This window comes from Sphingomonas sp. JC676 (assembly GCF_014489075.1).
Classification (GTDB): domain Bacteria; phylum Pseudomonadota; class Alphaproteobacteria; order Sphingomonadales; family Sphingomonadaceae; genus Sphingomonas.
The window spans coordinates 1,179,576-1,197,697 of the sequence record NZ_JACTGR010000001.1; the positions used below are offsets into that span (position 1 = coordinate 1,179,576).

General features: G+C 65.4%; 12 protein-coding genes. 5 read left to right on the top strand and 7 right to left on the bottom strand.

Features of this window, described 5'->3' with window-relative positions:
- Positions 1–72 precede the first annotated feature (72 nt).
- Complete coding sequence (locus IAG41_RS05605; RefSeq protein WP_187727534.1) at positions 73–585, top strand: hemerythrin domain-containing protein; 513 nt, start codon at positions 73–75, stop codon at positions 583–585.
- Positions 586–599: 14 nt separating this feature from the next.
- Here IAG41_RS05605 and IAG41_RS05610 read toward each other — a convergent pair whose 3' ends face one another.
- Both IAG41_RS05610 and IAG41_RS05615 read right to left on the bottom strand, forming a co-directional pair.
- Entirely contained in the window at positions 600–2,183 is a 1,584-nt protein-coding gene (locus IAG41_RS05610; protein WP_187727535.1) for a glycoside hydrolase family 28 protein, read from the bottom strand.
- Positions 2,184–2,265: 82 nt separating this feature from the next.
- Entirely contained in the window at positions 2,266–5,382 is a 3,117-nt protein-coding gene (locus IAG41_RS05615; protein WP_262408462.1) for a TonB-dependent receptor domain-containing protein, read from the bottom strand.
- Positions 5,383–5,947: 565 nt separating this feature from the next.
- On the opposite strand from IAG41_RS05615, the gene rhaT reads away from it, so the two are divergent.
- The 3 genes from rhaT to IAG41_RS05630 are packed head-to-tail and all read left to right on the top strand — an operon-like array spanning position 5,948 to position 10,256.
- Positions 5,948–7,096 (top strand): L-rhamnose/proton symporter RhaT, encoded by a 1,149-nt coding sequence (rhaT, locus tag IAG41_RS05620; RefSeq protein ID WP_187727536.1) that lies wholly within the window; start codon positions 5,948–5,950, stop codon positions 7,094–7,096.
- A complete protein-coding gene (locus tag IAG41_RS05625) occupies positions 7,093–8,682 on the top strand; it encodes a glycoside hydrolase 43 family protein (protein WP_222950475.1) in 1,590 nt (529 codons plus the stop codon). Before rhaT ends, IAG41_RS05625 begins: the two co-directional genes overlap by 4 nt.
- Positions 8,682–10,256 (top strand): MGH1-like glycoside hydrolase domain-containing protein, encoded by a 1,575-nt coding sequence (locus IAG41_RS05630; RefSeq protein ID WP_187727537.1) that lies wholly within the window; start codon positions 8,682–8,684, stop codon positions 10,254–10,256. The genes IAG41_RS05625 and IAG41_RS05630 overlap by 1 nt, the downstream gene beginning before the upstream one ends.
- Here IAG41_RS05630 and IAG41_RS05635 read toward each other — a convergent pair whose 3' ends face one another.
- From IAG41_RS05635 to IAG41_RS05645, 3 genes are read right to left on the bottom strand one after another with little or no spacing between them, the layout of a single operon-like run.
- A complete protein-coding gene (locus IAG41_RS05635; RefSeq protein ID WP_187727538.1) occupies positions 10,257–11,369 on the bottom strand; it encodes an HlyD family secretion protein in 1,113 nt (370 codons plus the stop codon).
- On the bottom strand, positions 11,366–11,806 hold the full coding sequence (locus IAG41_RS05640; protein WP_187727539.1) for a PaaI family thioesterase: 441 nt from the start codon (positions 11,804–11,806) through the stop codon (positions 11,366–11,368). Before IAG41_RS05640 ends, IAG41_RS05635 begins: the two co-directional genes overlap by 4 nt.
- Positions 11,803–12,396 (bottom strand): TetR/AcrR family transcriptional regulator, encoded by a 594-nt coding sequence (locus tag IAG41_RS05645; RefSeq protein WP_187727540.1) that lies wholly within the window; start codon positions 12,394–12,396, stop codon positions 11,803–11,805. The genes IAG41_RS05640 and IAG41_RS05645 overlap by 4 nt, the downstream gene beginning before the upstream one ends.
- 61 nt (positions 12,397–12,457) lie before the next feature.
- Here IAG41_RS05645 and IAG41_RS05650 point away from each other — a divergent pair, with 61 nt between their 5' ends.
- Positions 12,458–14,044: a DHA2 family efflux MFS transporter permease subunit gene (locus tag IAG41_RS05650; RefSeq protein ID WP_187727541.1), complete on the top strand. Its 1,587-nt coding sequence runs from the start codon at positions 12,458–12,460 to the stop codon at positions 14,042–14,044.
- Between the two features lie 6 nt (positions 14,045–14,050).
- Here IAG41_RS05650 and IAG41_RS05655 read toward each other — a convergent pair whose 3' ends face one another.
- Together IAG41_RS05655 and IAG41_RS05660 are read right to left on the bottom strand one after the other, a co-directional pair.
- The gene (locus IAG41_RS05655) at positions 14,051–16,723 is read right to left on the bottom strand and encodes a Tat pathway signal sequence domain protein (RefSeq protein WP_222950476.1); all 2,673 of its coding nucleotides are present in this window, start codon (positions 16,721–16,723) and stop codon (positions 14,051–14,053) included.
- 82 nt (positions 16,724–16,805) lie between these two features.
- Complete coding sequence (locus IAG41_RS05660; RefSeq protein ID WP_222950477.1) at positions 16,806–18,101, bottom strand: oligogalacturonate lyase family protein; 1,296 nt, start codon at positions 18,099–18,101, stop codon at positions 16,806–16,808.
- Between the last annotated feature and the right edge of the window lie 21 nt (positions 18,102–18,122).

Here is an 18,122-nt window from a genome sequence, read left to right on the forward strand (position 1 = left end):
TTGACCCATGTTAGCCCGAGGAACTTTGGTTGCCACTCATGCTTTAGCGGAGGGCAATCAGGGAGAATTTCCATGGCCGAACAAAGCTATACCGACGCGATTGCCCTGTTGAAGGCGGATCATCGCAAAGTCGAGGATTTGTTCGAGCAGTTCGAGGGGGCGCGCAGTTCGGCATCGAAACAGAAGATCGCCAACCAGATCTGCACAGAGCTCAAGATCCACACGATGATCGAGGAAGAAATCTTCTACCCGGCGTTTCGCGGCCTGATCGAGGACGATCTCATGGACGAGGCCTATGTCGAGCATGACGGCGCCAAGGTGCTAATCAACGACATCGTCGCGGGGCAGCCCGAGGATGATTTCTACGATGCCAAGGTCACAGTGCTCTCCGAAGAGATCAAGCACCACGTCCATGAGGAGGAAATGCCGAGCGAGGGCATGTTCGCCCAGTGCCGCAAGACCGATGTCGACCTGGTCGCGCTGCGTGACGCGATGCTGGCGCGGAAGCAGGAACTGACGGCGCAGGCGCAAAGCGGCGGGTTGCCCCCGGCGAAACCAACTGCGGTCAATCTGCAGCCCGCCTGACCAGAGGCGGCGGCCTAGAAATTCCCGGTAACGGGACCGTCCAGCCGCAGATCCTTGATGCCGAGGCTTCCGGAGTTGCGGAAGCCTATGACCCGATCGAGCGCGAAGGCATTGGCACCCTTCGGCACGCGGACACGCGCGAAATCGGCATCCTCCACATCCTCGAGCCGGAATGCCGGACGCGGATCGGGTACCGCCACCGCGATCTCGACATTGCTCATCTCGAGCCCGCGGGCATGCCTGACGAAGAAGCCGGTCGCGGGCAGATCGCCGAACATCGTCGCCTCGGGATAGCCGAGCTCGTTTTCGGGTGGGCGCAGCGCGGCCATCGCGACGGGCGCGCCGCCGACATGGTGGAGATACACATCTGAGATGCGCACATCCTCGATCGGATGATCGACCAGGCCCGCGATCACCGATGGCAGCAAGGTCGCGTTCGAGCTGACCACGTTCTGGATCAGGATGCGTTTCATCGTCCCGATCGGCCGGCCCGCGGGACCTCGCATCCGCTTGCCGAGCCGCAGAAACAGCGGCGCGTCGACGATCCCGCGCATCGTGAGGTTGCTGACCGTCACATCCTCGATTATCGCGCCGTCGACCGTCTCAAACGCCAGCCCGCGGCTATCCTCGAAGATGCAGTTGGTGATGGTGATGTTGCGGAAGCCGCCATTGGTCTCGGTACCGAACTTGATGCGGCCGTGGATCTTCGGCGCGAAGTCCGCCGGCATCTTCTTCCAGGTGCCGTCGATCACCGATCCGATCTGATAGTTGCCGGTGACGAAGCAATTTGCGATCATCACATTCTCGGTCACCCGCGCCTCGCCCAGCGCATAGCTGCTCTTGGGGCAGATCGCGTCGTCATAGGGCGAATTGACCGTGCAGTTGGTCACGCGGACATTCTTGCAGCAGTCGATGTCGAAGCCGTCGCGGTTGGTATCGACCAGCAGGTTGTCGATCGTCAGATTGTCGACGCCGGTAGCGAGCAAGGCGAACCAGCCGCCTTCCAGGATCTTGAAGTCGCGGAGCGTGACGTTGCGGCACCATTTGAGCGCGATCGCCTTGTTGCCGGTGCCGGGACCGTTGGGGTCCTTGAGCCAATTGTCCTTGCCGTCGCCACGGCCCAGCCACTTGCCCCAGATCAGGCCTTGGCCGGTGATCGCGATGTCGTGGAGTCTCTCACCCCAGATCAGGCTGTTCTGCCAATGGCTATGACCGAAATCCTGGAAGTCCTTGTATGAGGCATCGATCGGCTCGGCGAGGTCGTAGCCGGTCGTGCCGACGGGCGCTGCCGCCAGGATCACCGCGCCGCTGTCGAGGTGGAGCGTGATGTTGCTCTTCAGGCGGATCGTATAGCAGGCATAGGTGCCCGCCGGGAAATAGACGGTGCCGCCGCCGCGCGCAGCGGCATGGTCGATAGCGCGATTGATCGCCGGCGTGTCGATCGCCTTGCCGTCACCCTTGGCGCCGAAATGGCGGACATTGACCCAGCCGGCACCCTCCGGCGCCACGAGCACCGTGGCGAAGCCGGGGGGGGCAGTGCCGAGAGCTAGGGCACCGACCGCGCCCCCCAATAAGATCGAGCGGCGATCGAGCATCATGTATGGTCTCGCAATCGGGGGACAGGGCTGGAGCAAGGCGGATGCGCACCTTTCGGCCGCGCACCCGCCCCGACACGCCTCTTTAGAACTTGAGCGTGGCGCCGAAGAAGAATTCGCTGCCGAGCACGTCGTAGGTCGCGGACCACGTATTGGCGTTGGGGCCCTGCGTGGTCACCGGGGGCATCTTGCCGGTGATGTTGTTGACGCCGCCGAACAGCTCGATGCCCTTGGTCATGTCATAGTTGAACGAGAGGTCGAAATAGTTCTGCGCGGGCAGCTTCGGATAGACGATGTTCGCCAGCGACGGCGTCGAGGCCGAACCCTGCCGCGACGGGACGATGTAGCGATCGGTCGTCACGCCGCCGAGATAGCGGTGGCGCAGGCTCAGGCTAAGGGTGTCCAGGTTCCAGGTGACGCGGGTCGTGCCGCGCCAGTTCGGGAGCGGCTGGCCGCAGGTCGGCCCGAACGAACCCGCACAACGGTTCTTGAGGTTCGGCAGCGCCTCGACCGGAGTCGAGGTGAAGTCGTAGAGATAGGTGAAGTTGCTGCTGAGATCGAACGAGCTGCGCTCCGCCAGGCCCGGGAAACCGAAGCCTACGTCGAAGTGGTACCGGGCCGCGAAATCGACGCCCGAGGTCTGCAGCGCGCCGGTGTTCGCGTTGAGCACCTTGACGGTATAGGGATCGTTGATCTCGCCGGTGGTCGGGCTGCGCATGACTGCCCGGCAGAACTCGCTGTTCGCGTCCTGGATGGTGTAATAGCAGAGGTTGAGCGTGTTCTGGACGCCGCCGCCGAGCTGCGCGATCGCGCCGTTCAGCTTGATGTTGAAATAGTCCACGCTGACGAAGAGGCGCGGCGCGAAGCGTGGCGTGAAGACCACCCCGGCGGTGTAGGTGTTGGACTTTTCCGCGCCCAGGTTCGGATTGCCGCCCGAGTCAGACGGGAAGATGCTGTTCGGCTGGACGCCGGCGCCAAACACCTGCGATGCGGGAACGCCGGTGGCAACGCAGACGGCGCGCACCGCCGCCGTCTGCTGCGAGACCGGGGCGCGGCTCGAGCAGGGATCGATCGCCGCACCCACGACGCGGGTCGTGCCGCCGAACAGCTCGTTGACGTTCGGCGCGCGGATCGAGCGCTGATACTGGGCGCGGAACGCGATGTCCGGGCTCACGCGCCAGTCCAGGCCGCCCAGATAGGTCCACTGGCCGCCGATGCCCTTCAGATTATAGTCCGAATAGCGGAAGCCGCCATTTGCGACGAGGCTGTCGATGAACGGCGTGTTGTGGATCAGCGGCACGCGCACTTCGCCGAACACTTCCTTCACGGTCGTGCTGCCCTGGGTCGGCAGGCCCGGGTTGAAGCCCGCGACATCGCCCGAGGCCAGGAACGAGTCCGGCGTGAAGGTTGCGCTGGTCTTGCGCCATTCGGTGCCGAACGAGAAACCGACCGGGCCGGCCGGAAGCTTGAACAGGTCGCCAGTGATGCTGGCCTGCGCCACTTGCTGCGTCGCGACCGTCGAGTTGGTCGCGCTGATCGAGATCGCCTTCACGCAGGCGGCGGAAACGTTTGCGCCGAAGATGTTGCAGACCGGCGGGGAGCCGTTCTGCGACAGCAGCGCCGCTTGCAGGCGGCTGCGCGAGATCGCGTTCTGGAGCAGCAGCGTGTCTTCGCTGCGCGAATAAGTGTAGTACGCGTCGAACTTGAGGTTGCTCAGCACGTTATCCGACACACTGCCGATATCGCCGCGAAGACCCCAGGCGCCGCGGAACACGTTGCGGCGTTCGCTGGCCAGACGCGGACCGACCTCGACATAGCGACGGCCGGCCGTGACGAGCGCCAGGCCGTCGCCCGGCGCGTTGGTATAGCTCGCGGTGCCGGCGGTAACCGTGGTCGGCGCGGTCTCGGCGAGATCGAGCTGCCGGAACACCTCCTGAAGCTGCGGCGTCAGATAGGGATTGTTGATGTTGAACAGCGTCGGCGAGCCGACGTTCGTCGGCGCCAGGCGCGCATTCACGGTGTTCCGCGAGAAGTGCAGCTCCATGTAGCCGGTGATGTTATCGGTAAAGTCGTAATGGCCGAAGCTGTTGATCATCCAGCGTTCCTGCGGCTGGATGAGATAGTTGTCGGGCCCAAGGTTGAAATCGTCCTGCGGGGTCAGCGCCGGACGGGCCGCGGTGCCCTGATTGTTGAACGTGAAGCCGCGCGAGCCGAGCGAGCCCAGGCCCGCCGCCGCATAGGCTGCGTTGAGCGCCGCATTGCTGCCGCCGGCCGACGGAATGCCCGAGAAGCGGCCATTGGGGATGTCGCCGCTGCCGCTGGCGATGAAGCCGAGCTGGCCGCCGGCCTGGGTGCAGGTCTGGCCCGCTGGAATCGCGAAGGGCGTGCCGGCATGGTTGGAATTGCCCGAGCCGGGTACGATGCACCCGTCGGACAGCGAGTCATAGGCGAAGTCGCCGCGCTGGCCGCGCGTGATCGAACCGCGCTTCAGATAGTTGCCCGAGACGACGATGTTGCCGCGGCCCTCCGAGAAGTTGCCGCCCATGGTCAGGTCGACATTGTAGACCGGCGTGCCGGTCGGTCGGTCGATATTGACCTGGCCGCGCGCCTCGACGCCTTCGAAATCGTCGCGCATGATGAAGTTGACGACGCCGGTGATCGCATCCGAGCCATAGACCGCCGACGAGCCGCCGGTGACGATCTCCGTACGGGCAATCAGCGATGACGGGATGGTGTTGAGATCGACGACCTGTTCGGGGCCATAAATGGCGAAGCGGCGGCCATTGACCAGCACGAGATTGCGGTTCGAGCCGAAGCCGCGAAGATTGACGTCGGCGAAGCCGCCGGGGACGGTGTTCGACGTCGCGGTGCCGAACTGCGACCCGACCGCCTGGGGCAGCTGCGCCAGCGTCTTCTCGATATTGACGTTACCGGAACGCTTGATGTCGTCCTGGCTAACGACATTCACCGGGGTCGTCGCGTCGAATCCGGTGCGCGCGATACGCGAACCGGTGACGATGATTTCGGGTTCGGCCGCAGCCTGGTCCGTCGCATCGGCTGCAGGGGCGTCCTGAGGCGCTGCTGCTGCGGGGGCCGCCTGCGGGGCGGTCTGCGCATGCGCCACCTGCGAAGCGAGACCCAGTGCCAAGAGCGTGGTTCCGCACAGGAAGCGCGCACGCCGGCCCGTCATGAAGTTCGCCATCAATCCTCTCCCTTTAGTCGCCGTCTCTACAGCTGCCCCTCGGGCTCAAGCTGCGATCTGCGGCGTGTGATCACATAAACAGCAGGAAATGTTAGCGCTAACATTTCCAGACATATAAATTCCACATGCTGGAAGCAATACATAATAAGTGAGAACAGGTGCGTCAATTGCAAATTGCTCCTCTTCCCGCAAAGAGTGATTCTTTGCATTTTCAAAGGTTTATAGAAAGGGCCGAACCTGCTAGCCGACGCTTGGCCGCGCTGACCTCGAACGTGTTGCCGCGTTAGCGCTCCCATAGCGCTTGACCAGACAATCATCGTTTGAGAAAACAATCTCATCAAATACCATTTACTCCCACAATATGGGATTCAACCGATTGCGGCTGAGGATTCGCACCGCCAGATCGCTGAATATGTTACCGGTAGCAGCCGGAGCTGGGAGAGAAGAGCTTGCCCCAACCGACCTCGAATAAGCATGGCCGGACGCTTGCGGAAAGACCGTCCTGTCCGTGTAACGACAGAACCGCGATAACCGGTCAAACCCAGCTCTTCGAGGAGACGATGCAATGACCGCCAACCCCCTTCTGGGCGTCGTCTTTCATTGGCTGGGCGGCCTCGCCTCGGCCAGCTTCTATGTCCCCTATCGCGGCGTGAAGCGCTGGTCGTGGGAGATCTACTGGCTGACCGGCGGCATCTTCTCCTGGCTGCTGGCGCCATGGTTCTTCGCCTCGATCCAGACCAACGACCTGCTCGGCGTGCTTTCCCGCGCGCCGACGCCCACGCTCATATGGCCGGTGATCTTCGGCATGCTCTGGGGCTTTGGCGGGCTCACCTATGGCCTCACCATGCGCTATCTCGGCCTGTCGCTCGGCATGGCGGTGGTGCTGGGGCTGTGCACCGTGTTCGGCACGCTGATTCCGCCGATCTTTCAGGGCGATTTCGCCGCGAAGCTCCTCGACAGCCCCAGCGGCAACATAATCCTGCTCGGCCTGGCGGTAACGCTGGCAGGGATCATCGTCGTAGCGATGGCGGGCGCGCGCAAGGACGCTGCGCTATCGGCGGAGCAGAAGGCTGCGGCGATCAGCGAGTTCAACTTCAGGAAGGGCGTCGCCGTAGCCGTCTTCTCGGGCATCATGTCGTCCTGCTTCGCTTTCGGCCTCGCTGCGGGCGAACCGATCAAGGCGATCTCCGCCGCCGCGGGCACCGGCCCCTTGTGGTCCGGCCTACCCATCCTCTGCCTCGTCATGTTCGGTGGGCTGATCACCAACGCGGTATGGTGCACCTGGCTGATCGCCAGGAATGGCAGCGCGGGCGAGTGGTTCGGCCGCGCTGCGGCAGGTGCGACCGCGCCGGCGAGCGAAAGCACCGGCGCCGGTGCGGCCGCGGCATTCGAGCCCGGCCATATCGGCAGCGAACCGGTACGCGCCGGCCGGCCGCCGATGCTGGCCAACTATCTGCTCTGCGCGATCGCCGGCACGCTCTGGTACTTCCAGTTCTTCTTCTACACGATGGGCGAAAGCCAAATGGGGCGCTTCGGTTTCTCATCCTGGACCCTCCACATGGCCTCGATCATCATCTTCGGCACGCTCTGGGGCTTCGCCTTCCTCGAATGGAAGGGCGCCGCAACGCGGGTGCGCGCGATGGTATGGGCGGGCGTGGGCCTGCTCGTCTTCGCCACCGTGATCATCGGCTATGGCAACATGCTTGCGGCATGATGCGCGGCGCTTTCCTTCTTGCAGCCGCCCTGTCGTTCGCCGCTCCGGCCGCGGCGCAGCAGACCTATAGCAACCCGATCCTGTACGCCGATTATTCGGACCCCGACATCATCCGCGTCGGCAAGGACTATTACCTCGTGTCGTCAAGCTTCCACTTCTCGCCGGGCATTCCGGTGCTCCACTCGCGCGACCTGGTGCATTGGAGCATCGTCGGCCATGTCCTGCCAAGGCTGCCCTTCGCCCCCGAATATGACATGCCGGGGCCGCACACGCTGGACGACACCATCTCCAAGCCGATCGGCGGCACCAAATATGCCAGCGGCGTCTGGGCGCCGAGCATCCGCTTCCATGACGGGCTGTTCTACGTCTATTTCCCGACGCCCGACGAAGGCATCTTCGTCGCCACCGCCGAGCGCCCGGAGGGCCCGTGGAGCGCGCCGGTCCAGCTGATCGGCGGTCCCGGGCTCGAGGATCCCTGCCCTTTCTGGGACGAGGACGGCACCGCCTGGCTCGTCCACTCGAAGCTCGGCGCCGGCCCGCTGATCCTCCATCGCATGTCGGCGGACGGCATGAAGGTCCTCGACGAGGGCAAGCTGATCGCCGAGGACAAGATCAACCTGCCGGTGCTGGAAGGGCCGAAGCTCTACAAGCGCAACGGTTGGTACTACATCTTCGCCCCGATCGGCGGCGTCGAGCGCGGCAGCCAGGCGGTGGGCCGTGCGCGGAAAATCACCGGGCCCTATGAATGGCGTACCGTGCTTGAGCCCGGCACCACGCCGATCCAGGGGCCGCACCAGGGCGGCTGGGTCGAAACCCCGTCGGGTCAGGGTTGGTTCGCGCATTTCAACTCGACCGGCGCGTTCGGCCGCATCGTCCATCTCCAGCCGGTGAAATGGGTGGACGATTGGCCGATCATGGGTCGCCAGATGCCGGACCGCTTCGCGGGGCAGCCGGTGCTCACCTATCCCGTTCCCGATACGGGCAGCCCGCCGACGACCGAACGGCTGCAGGATTCGGACGAGTTCGCCGACGCGCAGCTTGGCCTGCAATGGTCGTGGAACCATAATCCGGACGACAGCGCCTGGAGCCTGACCGCGCGCGCCGGATGGATGCGGCTCAACGCCCTGCCCGCCGAGCACCTCGTCAATGCGCGCAACACGCTGACCCAGATCCTGCAGGGGCCGTATGCGCGCTTCACCACGCGGATCGACGCAAGCCGTATGGCCGATGGCCAGCGCGCAGGGCTCACCCTGTTCGGCGTGCGCCCGAGCTGGATCGGGCTGGTACGGGTTAAGGGCAAGACCCGCGTCACCTTCGCATCTGAGGGAGTCGAGACCCCCGGCCCCGAGCTGGCCGGCGCCATGGTCGACCTGCGCGCCGATGTCGGCGAGGACCAAACCGTGCGCTACGCCTATAGCCTCGACGACGGCCGCAGCTTCAAGCCGCTCGGCGAGCCGACCTGGCTGGCGCGCTTCTCGTGGTGGAAGGGTTCGCGCCCCGGCCTCTTCTCCTTCAATCGCGGCGGACAAGGCGGATCGATCGATGTCGACTGGTTCCATGTCGACCGTTCGGGAAGCAGCAACTGATGGATCGCCGTACGTTTCTCGTGAGCACCGCCGCGACGCTCGCCACCCTGCCCTACGCCCAACGCGCGATGGCCGAGGATGCCATCGGCAACGCGCCCGTCTTCGTCACCGGCAACGCACGGTGGCAGGCAGCCTATGACAAGGCATTGGCGGTGCTCGCCGCCAACGTCCAGGTCATGCCCTATGTCAGCAAGCCGGTGCTGATCGAGGGATCGGTCTACAAGGGTATCTGGCAGGAATGCGGTCCGCACGAGTCACTCGTCTACCGCAAGTTCCGCCCGGACGTGGCGCGCAACAGCCACCTGACCTTTTTCGAGCTGCAGCGCGCTGATGGGCAGCTGCCGGCCAACAACAAGGTGGCCGAGACCAGCTTCGGCCAGATTCAGATGGTGGTGCCGATCGCCGCCACCGCCTGGGAGCTTGCCCGCGCGACCGGCGACTCCGAACTGCTCGAGGCCGCGTACCGCGCCTGCTCGGCCTGGGACGGCTGGCTGATGCGCTATCGCAATACACGTGGCACCGGGCTGATCGAGGGTTTCTGCACCTACGACACGGGCCACGACAATTCGCCGCGCTGGGCGGGCATGCCGAACCAGTGCCCCAACAAGGATGCGCGCACGCATCACCCGATCGCGTCGCTGCCGCGGCTCTGCCCCGATCTTTCGGCGACCACCTACGGCGCCCGTCGCGCGCTGGCAGAGATGGCGCGGGCGTTGGGCAAGCGCGCCGAGGCGGATCGCTGGAGCGAAAGCGCGGACAGGATTCGCGCGCTCATCCTGTCGAAACTCTATGTTCCCGAAGACGGTGCTTTCTACGATCTCGACGCGCAGGATCAATTCGTCCGCATCCGCTGCGACATCATCTCGCGCGTCTGCGGAGAGCATGTCGTCGACCAGTCGACCTTCGACCATGTCTGGCGGCGCCAGCTCCATAATCCGAAGGCGTTCTGGGCGCCCTTCCCGCTTCCCTCGGTCGCACTCGACGATCCGCTGTTCGTCGCTGAAATTCCCGCAAACAGCTGGGGCGGCGCAACCCAGGGGCTGACGGCACTACGCGCGGGGCGCTGGTTCGATCATTATGGCCGGTCGGCGGAATTCTCGATCCTGATGAACCAGTGGTGCGAGGGCATTCAGCGCGACATGACCTTCCGCCCGGAAATGAACCCGCGCACCGGCGTGTTCACGCATGGCGAGGATCATCCCGACTATTCGCCGACCGCGCTGGTGATGGTGGACTATACCTGGCGGCTGATGGGCATATGCGAGGAAGCGGAGGCGCTCCACTGGAACGCGCGGCCGCGCCATTCCGCTGCTGCGGGTGCCCGGTTCGAAACGCGCACCGATGACGGCGTCAGCGCGGCGATGATCTATTCCGGCACCGGCGTCGACCTCCAACTCGCAGGCAAGCCGCTTGGACGGATCGAGGGCGGCGCGGCCCGGCTGGTCACCGACAAGGCGGGCAAGCCGGCCTATCTGGTAGGCATCGAGCCGGCGGGTCAGCGGGTCACGCTGACCCTCCCCGACCGCAAGCCGCGCAAGCTGACCCTTTCGGCCAACCAGCGCGTCCTGGTCTGATCAGCGAAGCAACACGTTTGCGGTCACCGAAAGCCCGGCACGCAGGCGCTGGGCGAGCGGCTGGCCCGGATCGATGCGGATGCGCACGCCCATGCGCTGAACGATCTTGGTGAAGTTGCCCGATCCCGGCTCGAACGGCAGGAGCGCGAATTCGGCGCCCGATGCCGGCGCGAAGCTCTCGACATGGCCCTTGAGCGTCTCGCCGCCCAGCGCGTCGACATACACCGTCGCCGCCTGGCCGGGAAGCATTCTGCGCGTCTGCGTCTCCTTGAAATTGGCGACGACATAGAGGCCGGTCGCGGGCACCAGGGTCAGCAGCCGCGAGCCCGGTTGGACATAGTCGCCCATCTGCACCTGGCGATTGCCGACGATTCCGTCGATCGGCGCAAGGACCACGGCGTGGTCGCGATCCTGCCGCGCAAGGTCGAGCGAGGCGCGGGCGCGCGCTTCGGCGGCCTGCGCCTTGGCAAGCTGCGCCTCGAGCACCGGGCGGCGGGCCAGCGTCACTTCGACCTGGCGGGTCGCGGTATCGCGATCGGCGCGCGAGCGATCGAGCGCGGAGGCGGCACCCACCGCGGTCGCGCGCATCCGCTCGACATCGCGGCGCGTGGCGAAGCCTTGCGCGGAGAGCGCCTCGTAGCGCGCACGATCGGCGTCGGCGCGCACATATTCGGCATCGGCCGAGCCGATATTGGTCTGCACTGCACGCACACCCGCGATCGCTAGCTGCCGGTCGGCGCCCAGTGCGGCGAGCGCAGCGCGCGCATCCGCGACGCCGGCGACAGCATCGGCCAGATCGGCCTCGGCGGCGGCAACGCGCGCGTTGAAATCGCGCATATCGATCCGCACCAGCGGCTGGCCCGCGTGCACGAGCTGATTGTCCTGCACCAGCACATCGGTCACCAGCCCGCCAACCTTGGGCGCGACCGTACTGCTGTCGGCCTTCACATAGGCGTTGTCGGTCGACTCGCTGGAGCGCGGCGACAGCAGCCAGGCAACACCGGCAAGCGCGATCAGCACCGCGACGATGCCCGCGATCAGCGGGTTGCGCGAGATGCGGAGGCGCCGCTTCGGAGTGGTCGTCTCGGCGTGGATCATGGCGGGAGCGTTCATTGGGAGATCACCAGCAGGGTTGAAGTCGCGGACGCGATCAGGCGCCCTTTGGAATCGGTGAGCTTGGCCTCGGCAAAGGCGACGCGGCGGCCGAAGGACAGGACGGTGCCAACCGCGCGGACCTTGCCCGTCGCGGGCGTCATCGCGCGGTGATAGGCGATCTTGAGCTCGAGCGTGGTATAGGTCTGCCCCGCCGCCAGCCGCGAATGGGTGGCGATACCGCAGGCGGAATCGAGCAGGGTCGCGGTGTAGCCGCCATGGATCGTATCCATTGGATTGAGGCTGCGCGCATCGGGATCGCCTTCGAACACGGCGCGCCCCTCCTCGACCTCGACCAACGAGATGCCGAGCGTGCGCCCGATCGGCGGCTGCGCGTCGGTCGCCACCATGTGGCGGACCTGCTCGATCCCGCTGAGCGGTGCTTCGCGGTCGCTCATGCCATGTCTCCCAAGCCGAAGCGCGCCACGATGGACGCATGCGCGCTCGCCAGGATCGCGTCCGACTGATCGATATCGGCGACCGCACGGGCGAGCGCGACAGCGCCAACCAATTCCGCGATCAGCGAAGCGGCACTGCGCTCGGGATCGGCATGGCCGATCAGCCGCAGCTTCTCCGCGACGCGACCATTGAGCCCGGCCAGGCCTTGACCGAACCGGGCGCGCGCACCGGCATCGCCGCGCGCGAGGTCGCCCGAGAGCGACGGCAGCGCGCAACCGCGGTCGCGCGCATCGCGATGCAGCGTCGACAAATAGAAATCGACATAGGAGCGCAGCGCCGTGCGAGGGTTCGCATCCGATGCCCGCTGCTCGAACCGCGCCTGCGCATCGTCGAACATCGTGTCGAGCGCGGCGGCGACTAGCGCATCCTTCGATTTGAAATGGGCATAGAATCCGCCATGCGTAAGGCCCGCGCGCGCCATGATCGCCGCCACCCCGATCCCGTCGGGACCCTTGGCGCGGATCTCGCGCGCGGCTTCCTTCAGAACCCGCGCCCGCGTCTGCTCCTTGTGGTCCTCGCCATAGCGCATGGGCTTGTAGACTCCGTTTATATGACACACATAATATAAAGAACGATGGAGTCGAATTTCAATGGTTGAATCCGCGGCTCCTGCGCCGATCGATCCGATGGCACTGCCCGACCGGACGAAGTTCCTGATCTTCGGGATCATGGCGTTCGGCCAGTTCATGGCGCTGATCGACATCCAGATCGTCGCCGCATCGCTCAACGAAGTGCAGGCGGGACTCTCGGCCGGACCCGACGAGATCTCCTGGGTGCAGACCGCCTATCTGATGGCGGAGCTGGTGATGATCCCGTTCGCGGCCTTCCTGGCGCAGGCGCTGTCGACCCGCTGGCTGTTCGCGCTGTCCGCAGGCCTTTTCACGCTATCGAGCGCGCTGTGCGGCCTCGCCTGGAGCATCGAATCGATGATCCTTTTCCGCGCGATCCAGGGCTTTGTCGGCGGCGCGATGGTGCCCACCGTGTTCGCGACCGGCTACGCGATGTTCTCGGGCAAACAGCGCGCGATGATCCCCGCGATCCTGGGCATGGTCTCGGTACTGGCACCCACTCTGGGGCCAACCGTCGGTGGCTGGATCACCGATGCCTGGACCTGGCGCTGGGTCTTCTACGTCAACGTTGTGCCGGGCACCGCCGTGACTTTGCTCGCAATCTTCGTCATCCGCGTCGACCGGCCCAATCTGGCGATGCTCAAGCGGATCGACTGGGTCCATCTGGGATCGATGGCGGTGTTCCTGGGCGGGCTCGAATATGTGCTGGAGGAAGGCCCGAAGAACGACTGGTTCAGCGACAGCGGCATCGCGATCGGCGCCTGGTTGTCCATGGTCGCGTTCCTGCTGTTCCTCGAGCGCTCGTTCCGGTCGTCCTCGCCGATCGTCCGCCTCTCGCCCTTCGCCAAGCCGACCTTTGCCTTTGCCTGCATCTTCAACCTGGTGATCGGCTTCGGCCTCTATGCCGGAACCTATCTCGTCCCGCTCTTCCTCGGCCGGGTGCGTGGCTATAATGCCAGCGAGATCGGCACGACCGTTTTCATTGGCGGCATTTCGCAGCTGATCAGTGTGCCGATCGCCGCCGCCCTCTCGCAACGCATCGACCAGCGCATCGTCATCACCGTCGGCCTGGCGCTGTTCGCGTTCGGCCTCTGGCTTTTCTCGGCGATGACGCCCGAATGGGGCTTCCAGGCCTTGCTCTGGCCGCAGCTGGTACGCAGCTTCGCGATCATGCTGTGCATCGTGCCGAGCGTCGGGCTCGCGCTGGGCATCTTTGCCGGACCCGAGCTGCGTTACGCTTCGGGCCTGTTCAACCTGATGCGAAACCTGGGCGGTGCGATCGGCATCGCCGTCACCACCACCTGGCTGCAGGACATGAGCCGCCTGCATACGCTCCGCCTCGCCGAGGCGCTGGGCAACGCGCCACGCGCCGCGGCCGACACGATGGCCGGCCTCGTCCATCACGTCGGAGAGATGACGCCCGATCCGGCCCGCGCGCTGCTGACTGCGCAGGCGATGATGGGGCGGGTCGTGGGGCGCGAGGCGCTCACGCTCGCCTTTGACGACGTGTTCCGGCTGATGGCCTGGCTGTTCGTCGCCGCGCTGGTGCTGGTACCTTTGTGCCGCCCGCCGAAACAGGCGCCTTCAGCGCCGATCGAGGCGCACTAGGAGCGCTCAATCGGGCGCGTAATCGCCCACCAGTGCGAGCAGCTCGACGAAGTTAAGCGACCATTGCGCGGTGTTGTTGGTGGTGAGCCCTGGGATCTCGCGCCGCGCCTCCAGCGCGGTGGGACCCGCAACTTCGCGTTGCTTGGCGAACAGCGGCTCGGTCATTGTCCCGCCCCGGCCGTGCAGCAGCTCGGTCCAGGCGCGCCGGGCGAGCGACGGATCCTGCTTCTTCCAGGCGGCATAGGCGGTCATCCGCGCGTACCAGACCGTGGTGTAGAGCTTGTCCGCGCCGAACAGCGGGTTGAGCGCCCCCGTCCCCAATGCCTTCACCCGCTCAGGCTCGGGCAGGTTATAGTTTTCGCCGAAGCGGACCAAAGCCGCATCCCATTCGGGCACGTCCAGCAACGTATCGAGCTCGAACAGCACCTGCGCGCCGCCGAACAGCATGGTCAGGAGGTAATAGACCTTGAAGTGATAGCCGATGTCAAAGAGCTGGCCGGTCGCCGGATCATAGCCCATCGGCGGGCCGGAGAAGAGCCCGTCCGGCATGTTGGCGAGCGCCTTCAGTCCTTTCAGGATGCGGTCGCGCCACTTGATGTCGCCGGTCCGCTCCCACTCGGTCATCCAGTTGCCGGCAAAGGCAAACCAGTCCGGGCCGCTGCGCGCGATCGCGGGGTAGCGCGACGGCTCCATGATCTTCCGCACCGGGCTGATCTTCGCGATCACCTGATCGGAATCGACCACGAAGCGCATCAGGTCGCCGGTGCGCTCGTCCGCCGTCAGATAATGGAGGAACCGCCGCAGCGGCGCCATGCTGATCCGCGGCTCCTTGGCGCTGTCGCCCCAGTGGCGCACGCCGTGGCGCGTGCCGAGCTTGGCGTACGGCCCCAGATGATAGAAATCGACTTCGCTGGTGTGGCGCGTCATCGCCTCCGCCATGCGGAAGCGTTTCGCATCGCCCGAGCGCAGGAACGCGGTCCAGAGCCAGAGATCCGACCCCATCTCGCTATTGTCCCACGCATAGCCGCCGACATCGTAGCGCCAGGCATGACGATCGTCGTCATAGCTGTGCATGATGTCGCCATAGTCCCAGAAGCCGTACCAGTCGCGCTGCTCGACCTCGTGCTGGTAGAAGCCCAGCAGCCGGTCATACCGATCCTCGAGCTTCGCCTTTCCCGGCGTGGAGCGATCGGGCAGGCTCCAGATGCCGAACACGCCGGTGGCATGGAGGTGCTCGGGCGATGCTGCCAGCAGCGGCGGCTCGCGGAGCATTTGCGCGACCTTTATCAGCTCCGCGCGGGTTGGCGTCGCGTCTTGCAACCAGAGGAATATTTCAGTGGTCCGCCCGATGCCCGTCGCGGTGGCAAAAGCGGGCTCGTAATCCTCATACTGGATGTCGAGTCCGTGCGCCGTGTCGCTATAGTGACGCAAATCCATCGCGCCGCCGTCGGGCGACCAGAACCACAGGGTCACCGTCGCAGCATAGCCATCTGCGCCGTTGATCTCGACAGCGCCAGGGCTGCGCTGCCAGAAGTCGCGCGCGCCGAGCGCCACGCCGCCGGAGATGCCGCCGACATAGGCAAGCCCGCTCGCGCGACCGCCATGATCGGCCTTGATCCAGGCGAGCCCGGGCTTGCGTCGCTTGGTGATCGCGAACTGGCGCGATCCGCCCTGGAACAGCTTGAAATCGCCGAAGCTCGGGACGGTGAGCAGTTGTTCGCGCGTCTTGGCATCCATCGCGCCGAGCGCGGGAACGGGCTTGCCGTCGAGCTGGTCCTTGAACCGATCCGCGAGCGCGAACAGCCCCGGCTGCCAGCCCGGCAGGTTGCGCACCGCCTCTCCGAACACCCCCTCGCCTTCCCCGACGAAGCGGACATGGCGATTGTGGAGATCGTCGCGCATCGGCACGTCGAAGCGGATGCCGAGCCCGGAAATGAAGTCCTTGGTGCCGTCGCCATCGAACGCGAAGCTGTGGACCATGCGCAGCATCCGGCCGTCGCCATGCACGGCGAGGCGCAGTGTGAAAGGCAGCCAATCCCGGCCCTCCCCGCGATGCACGCCGTCGATCCGCACCACCGCGCGCACCGGCCCGCGCTGCTCGATCGCCACCGACTGCACGAGGCTCTCGAAGTTTTGTACTCGCGTGCTCGTAGCTTCCGGCGCATCCTGACGCAGCGCCACCAGCCGGCCGTTGCGCAGCGTCTCGCGCCCCGCCAGCGTTGCGCTGGCGATCACTGCGGGGCCGCTTCTGGGGATCACATATTCTGCCGCACCGGAGCGAATCACGACCACATCGGCGCGTTCGCGTATCGAAACCGATGCAGCGGGAAGCGCAGGTTTGCCGGGAGCTATGCGCAGGCCCTCGGCGGGGAGGCGCCCCGATGCCGCGTGGCCGGTCCATTTGACCGATCCGTCCGGCCAATAGGCCAATGTCCAGCTCTGCAACGGCACGGTGCCGGCGGCGAGCGCCGTCCCTTGACTTAATGTCCCGCGCGGCCAGGAGACGCCCCAGGTCAGCGCGAAATCGGCCTCCGGCGCATCGCCGCCCAGCCAGCGGACAGCAATCGGCTCGGCGCGGCCAGCGGTGGATGCCACGGAAGGCGACGCGCCGGCTGCGAGCAGCCCGCCCGCCGTCAACTTGACCGCGTCGCGGCGTGTGAATGCGATTTCGTCGGACATCTGACCTCCTCGAAAAAGGACAGCCGGGGCACGCCATCTAACCCGAGAAGTGGGGTGTCCCCGGCCAAGGGGGGAGGTTCGGTTACAGATCCCGGTCGTCGGGCACCGGCGCGATCACGAGCGACAATGTCTTGCCGTCGGTCATCATGCCGGACTGGAGCAAAACGCGTGTTCCATCCGGGCTGAAGCTGGGATGGGCATGATCGGGGCGCATGCGGTGGCCCGCGGTGAGCAAGGTGCGCTTGCCGGTACGGCGGTTGATCAGATGGACATTGCCGTCGAAATCGTCGCCCGCGGCCCAATGCCCGTCATAAGTGACGCCGTTGTGCCAATATCCACCGGTGTTGCTGGCGTCCTGCGGGATGTTGACGCTGTTGAAGTATTTCAGCTCGCTGCGAGTGACCGTCGTGCTGTCGGTCTGGCCGAGATTCTCGATGCGGCCGTCGCGCAACGACACCACCATGATCCCCGACGGCCGCTGGCGCAGCTTCATCGTGTGGCCCATCAGGTTGAAGATGACATGGTCGGCATCAGCGAACTGCTCATGCGTCACCCAATCGTCCGGCCCCTCGACATAGACCGGGCGGTTGCCGGTGCCGTCGCCATTGACCAGCCACATGCGCTGGTCGGCATCGCCGCCGGTCTCGTGGCAATACATGATCTCGCCGGGCTTGAGCGGATTGGCCTGGAGATGACCGATCAGCCAGGGCGTCTTCAGGATCACCTTGGTCGCGCCGGTGGCGATGTTCACCGAGCGGATGCCGCTCGGCACCTGCGGCGCCAGCGCGCCGGGCGCGCGCGGCGGCTCCTTGCGCTGGGTGAAGCTGACATAGGCAGTCTTTTCGTCGGCATCGAGGCCGAAGCCCTGCGTGACCGATCCATCCTTCGGCATGGTCGCGACGATCCGCTCATAGCCGCCGGCGCGCATCTGGCCCTTCAGCGAGTCCTCGAGCAGTGGCCCAAGATCGATCTCGACCAGCTCGGCGCCGACACCCTCGCCCGGTTGGCGCGTGTAATAAACCTTGTTCGAAAGCTTGGCGACGTTGAGCCCGCTGGTGTTGACGCCCACGCTGTCGGTGATCTGGACGATGTCACCGGTGATCTCGTTGACCACGAACGCTTGCGGCGTGGCCGATGCGGCGCGGTTGGACGAGCGGAAGACGATCCAGTTGCCGTCCATCGTCCATTGCCGGTGCGTCGGGTAGATCTTGGAATCGCTGGAGACGCCCGAGGTCAGGATCTTGAGCGGACGGCCGGTGACACGATCGACGACGGTACGCATCTCGGGCGCGAAACGCTTGCCGACGTCACTGGCTTGCGCAGGCACAACCCAGACAATGGCGGCGACCATCGCGCCGCCAATCAGGCGATTCAGCATGTCTCTCTCCTATTGTCTCAA

Excerpts from the sequence above, each read along its gene's own strand:
- IAG41_RS05605 (WP_187727534.1), top strand. The coding sequence starts at position 73 with ATGGCCGAACAAAGCTATACCGACGCGATTGCCCTGTTGAAGGCGGAT.
- IAG41_RS05610 (WP_187727535.1), bottom strand. The coding sequence starts at position 2,183 with ATGATGCTCGATCGCCGCTCGATCTTATTGGGGGGCGCGGTCGGTGCC.
- IAG41_RS05615 (WP_262408462.1), bottom strand. The coding sequence starts at position 5,382 with ATGGCGAACTTCATGACGGGCCGGCGTGCGCGCTTCCTGTGCGGAACC.
- rhaT (WP_187727536.1), top strand. The coding sequence starts at position 5,948 with ATGACCGCCAACCCCCTTCTGGGCGTCGTCTTTCATTGGCTGGGCGGC.
- IAG41_RS05625 (WP_222950475.1), top strand. The coding sequence starts at position 7,093 with ATGATGCGCGGCGCTTTCCTTCTTGCAGCCGCCCTGTCGTTCGCCGCT.
- IAG41_RS05630 (WP_187727537.1), top strand. The coding sequence starts at position 8,682 with ATGGATCGCCGTACGTTTCTCGTGAGCACCGCCGCGACGCTCGCCACC.
- IAG41_RS05635 (WP_187727538.1), bottom strand. The coding sequence starts at position 11,369 with ATGAACGCTCCCGCCATGATCCACGCCGAGACGACCACTCCGAAGCGG.
- IAG41_RS05640 (WP_187727539.1), bottom strand. The coding sequence starts at position 11,806 with ATGAGCGACCGCGAAGCACCGCTCAGCGGGATCGAGCAGGTCCGCCAC.
- IAG41_RS05645 (WP_187727540.1), bottom strand. The coding sequence starts at position 12,396 with ATGCGCTATGGCGAGGACCACAAGGAGCAGACGCGGGCGCGGGTTCTG.
- IAG41_RS05650 (WP_187727541.1), top strand. The coding sequence starts at position 12,458 with ATGGTTGAATCCGCGGCTCCTGCGCCGATCGATCCGATGGCACTGCCC.
- IAG41_RS05655 (WP_222950476.1), bottom strand. The coding sequence starts at position 16,723 with ATGTCCGACGAAATCGCATTCACACGCCGCGACGCGGTCAAGTTGACG.
- IAG41_RS05660 (WP_222950477.1), bottom strand. The coding sequence starts at position 18,101 with ATGCTGAATCGCCTGATTGGCGGCGCGATGGTCGCCGCCATTGTCTGG.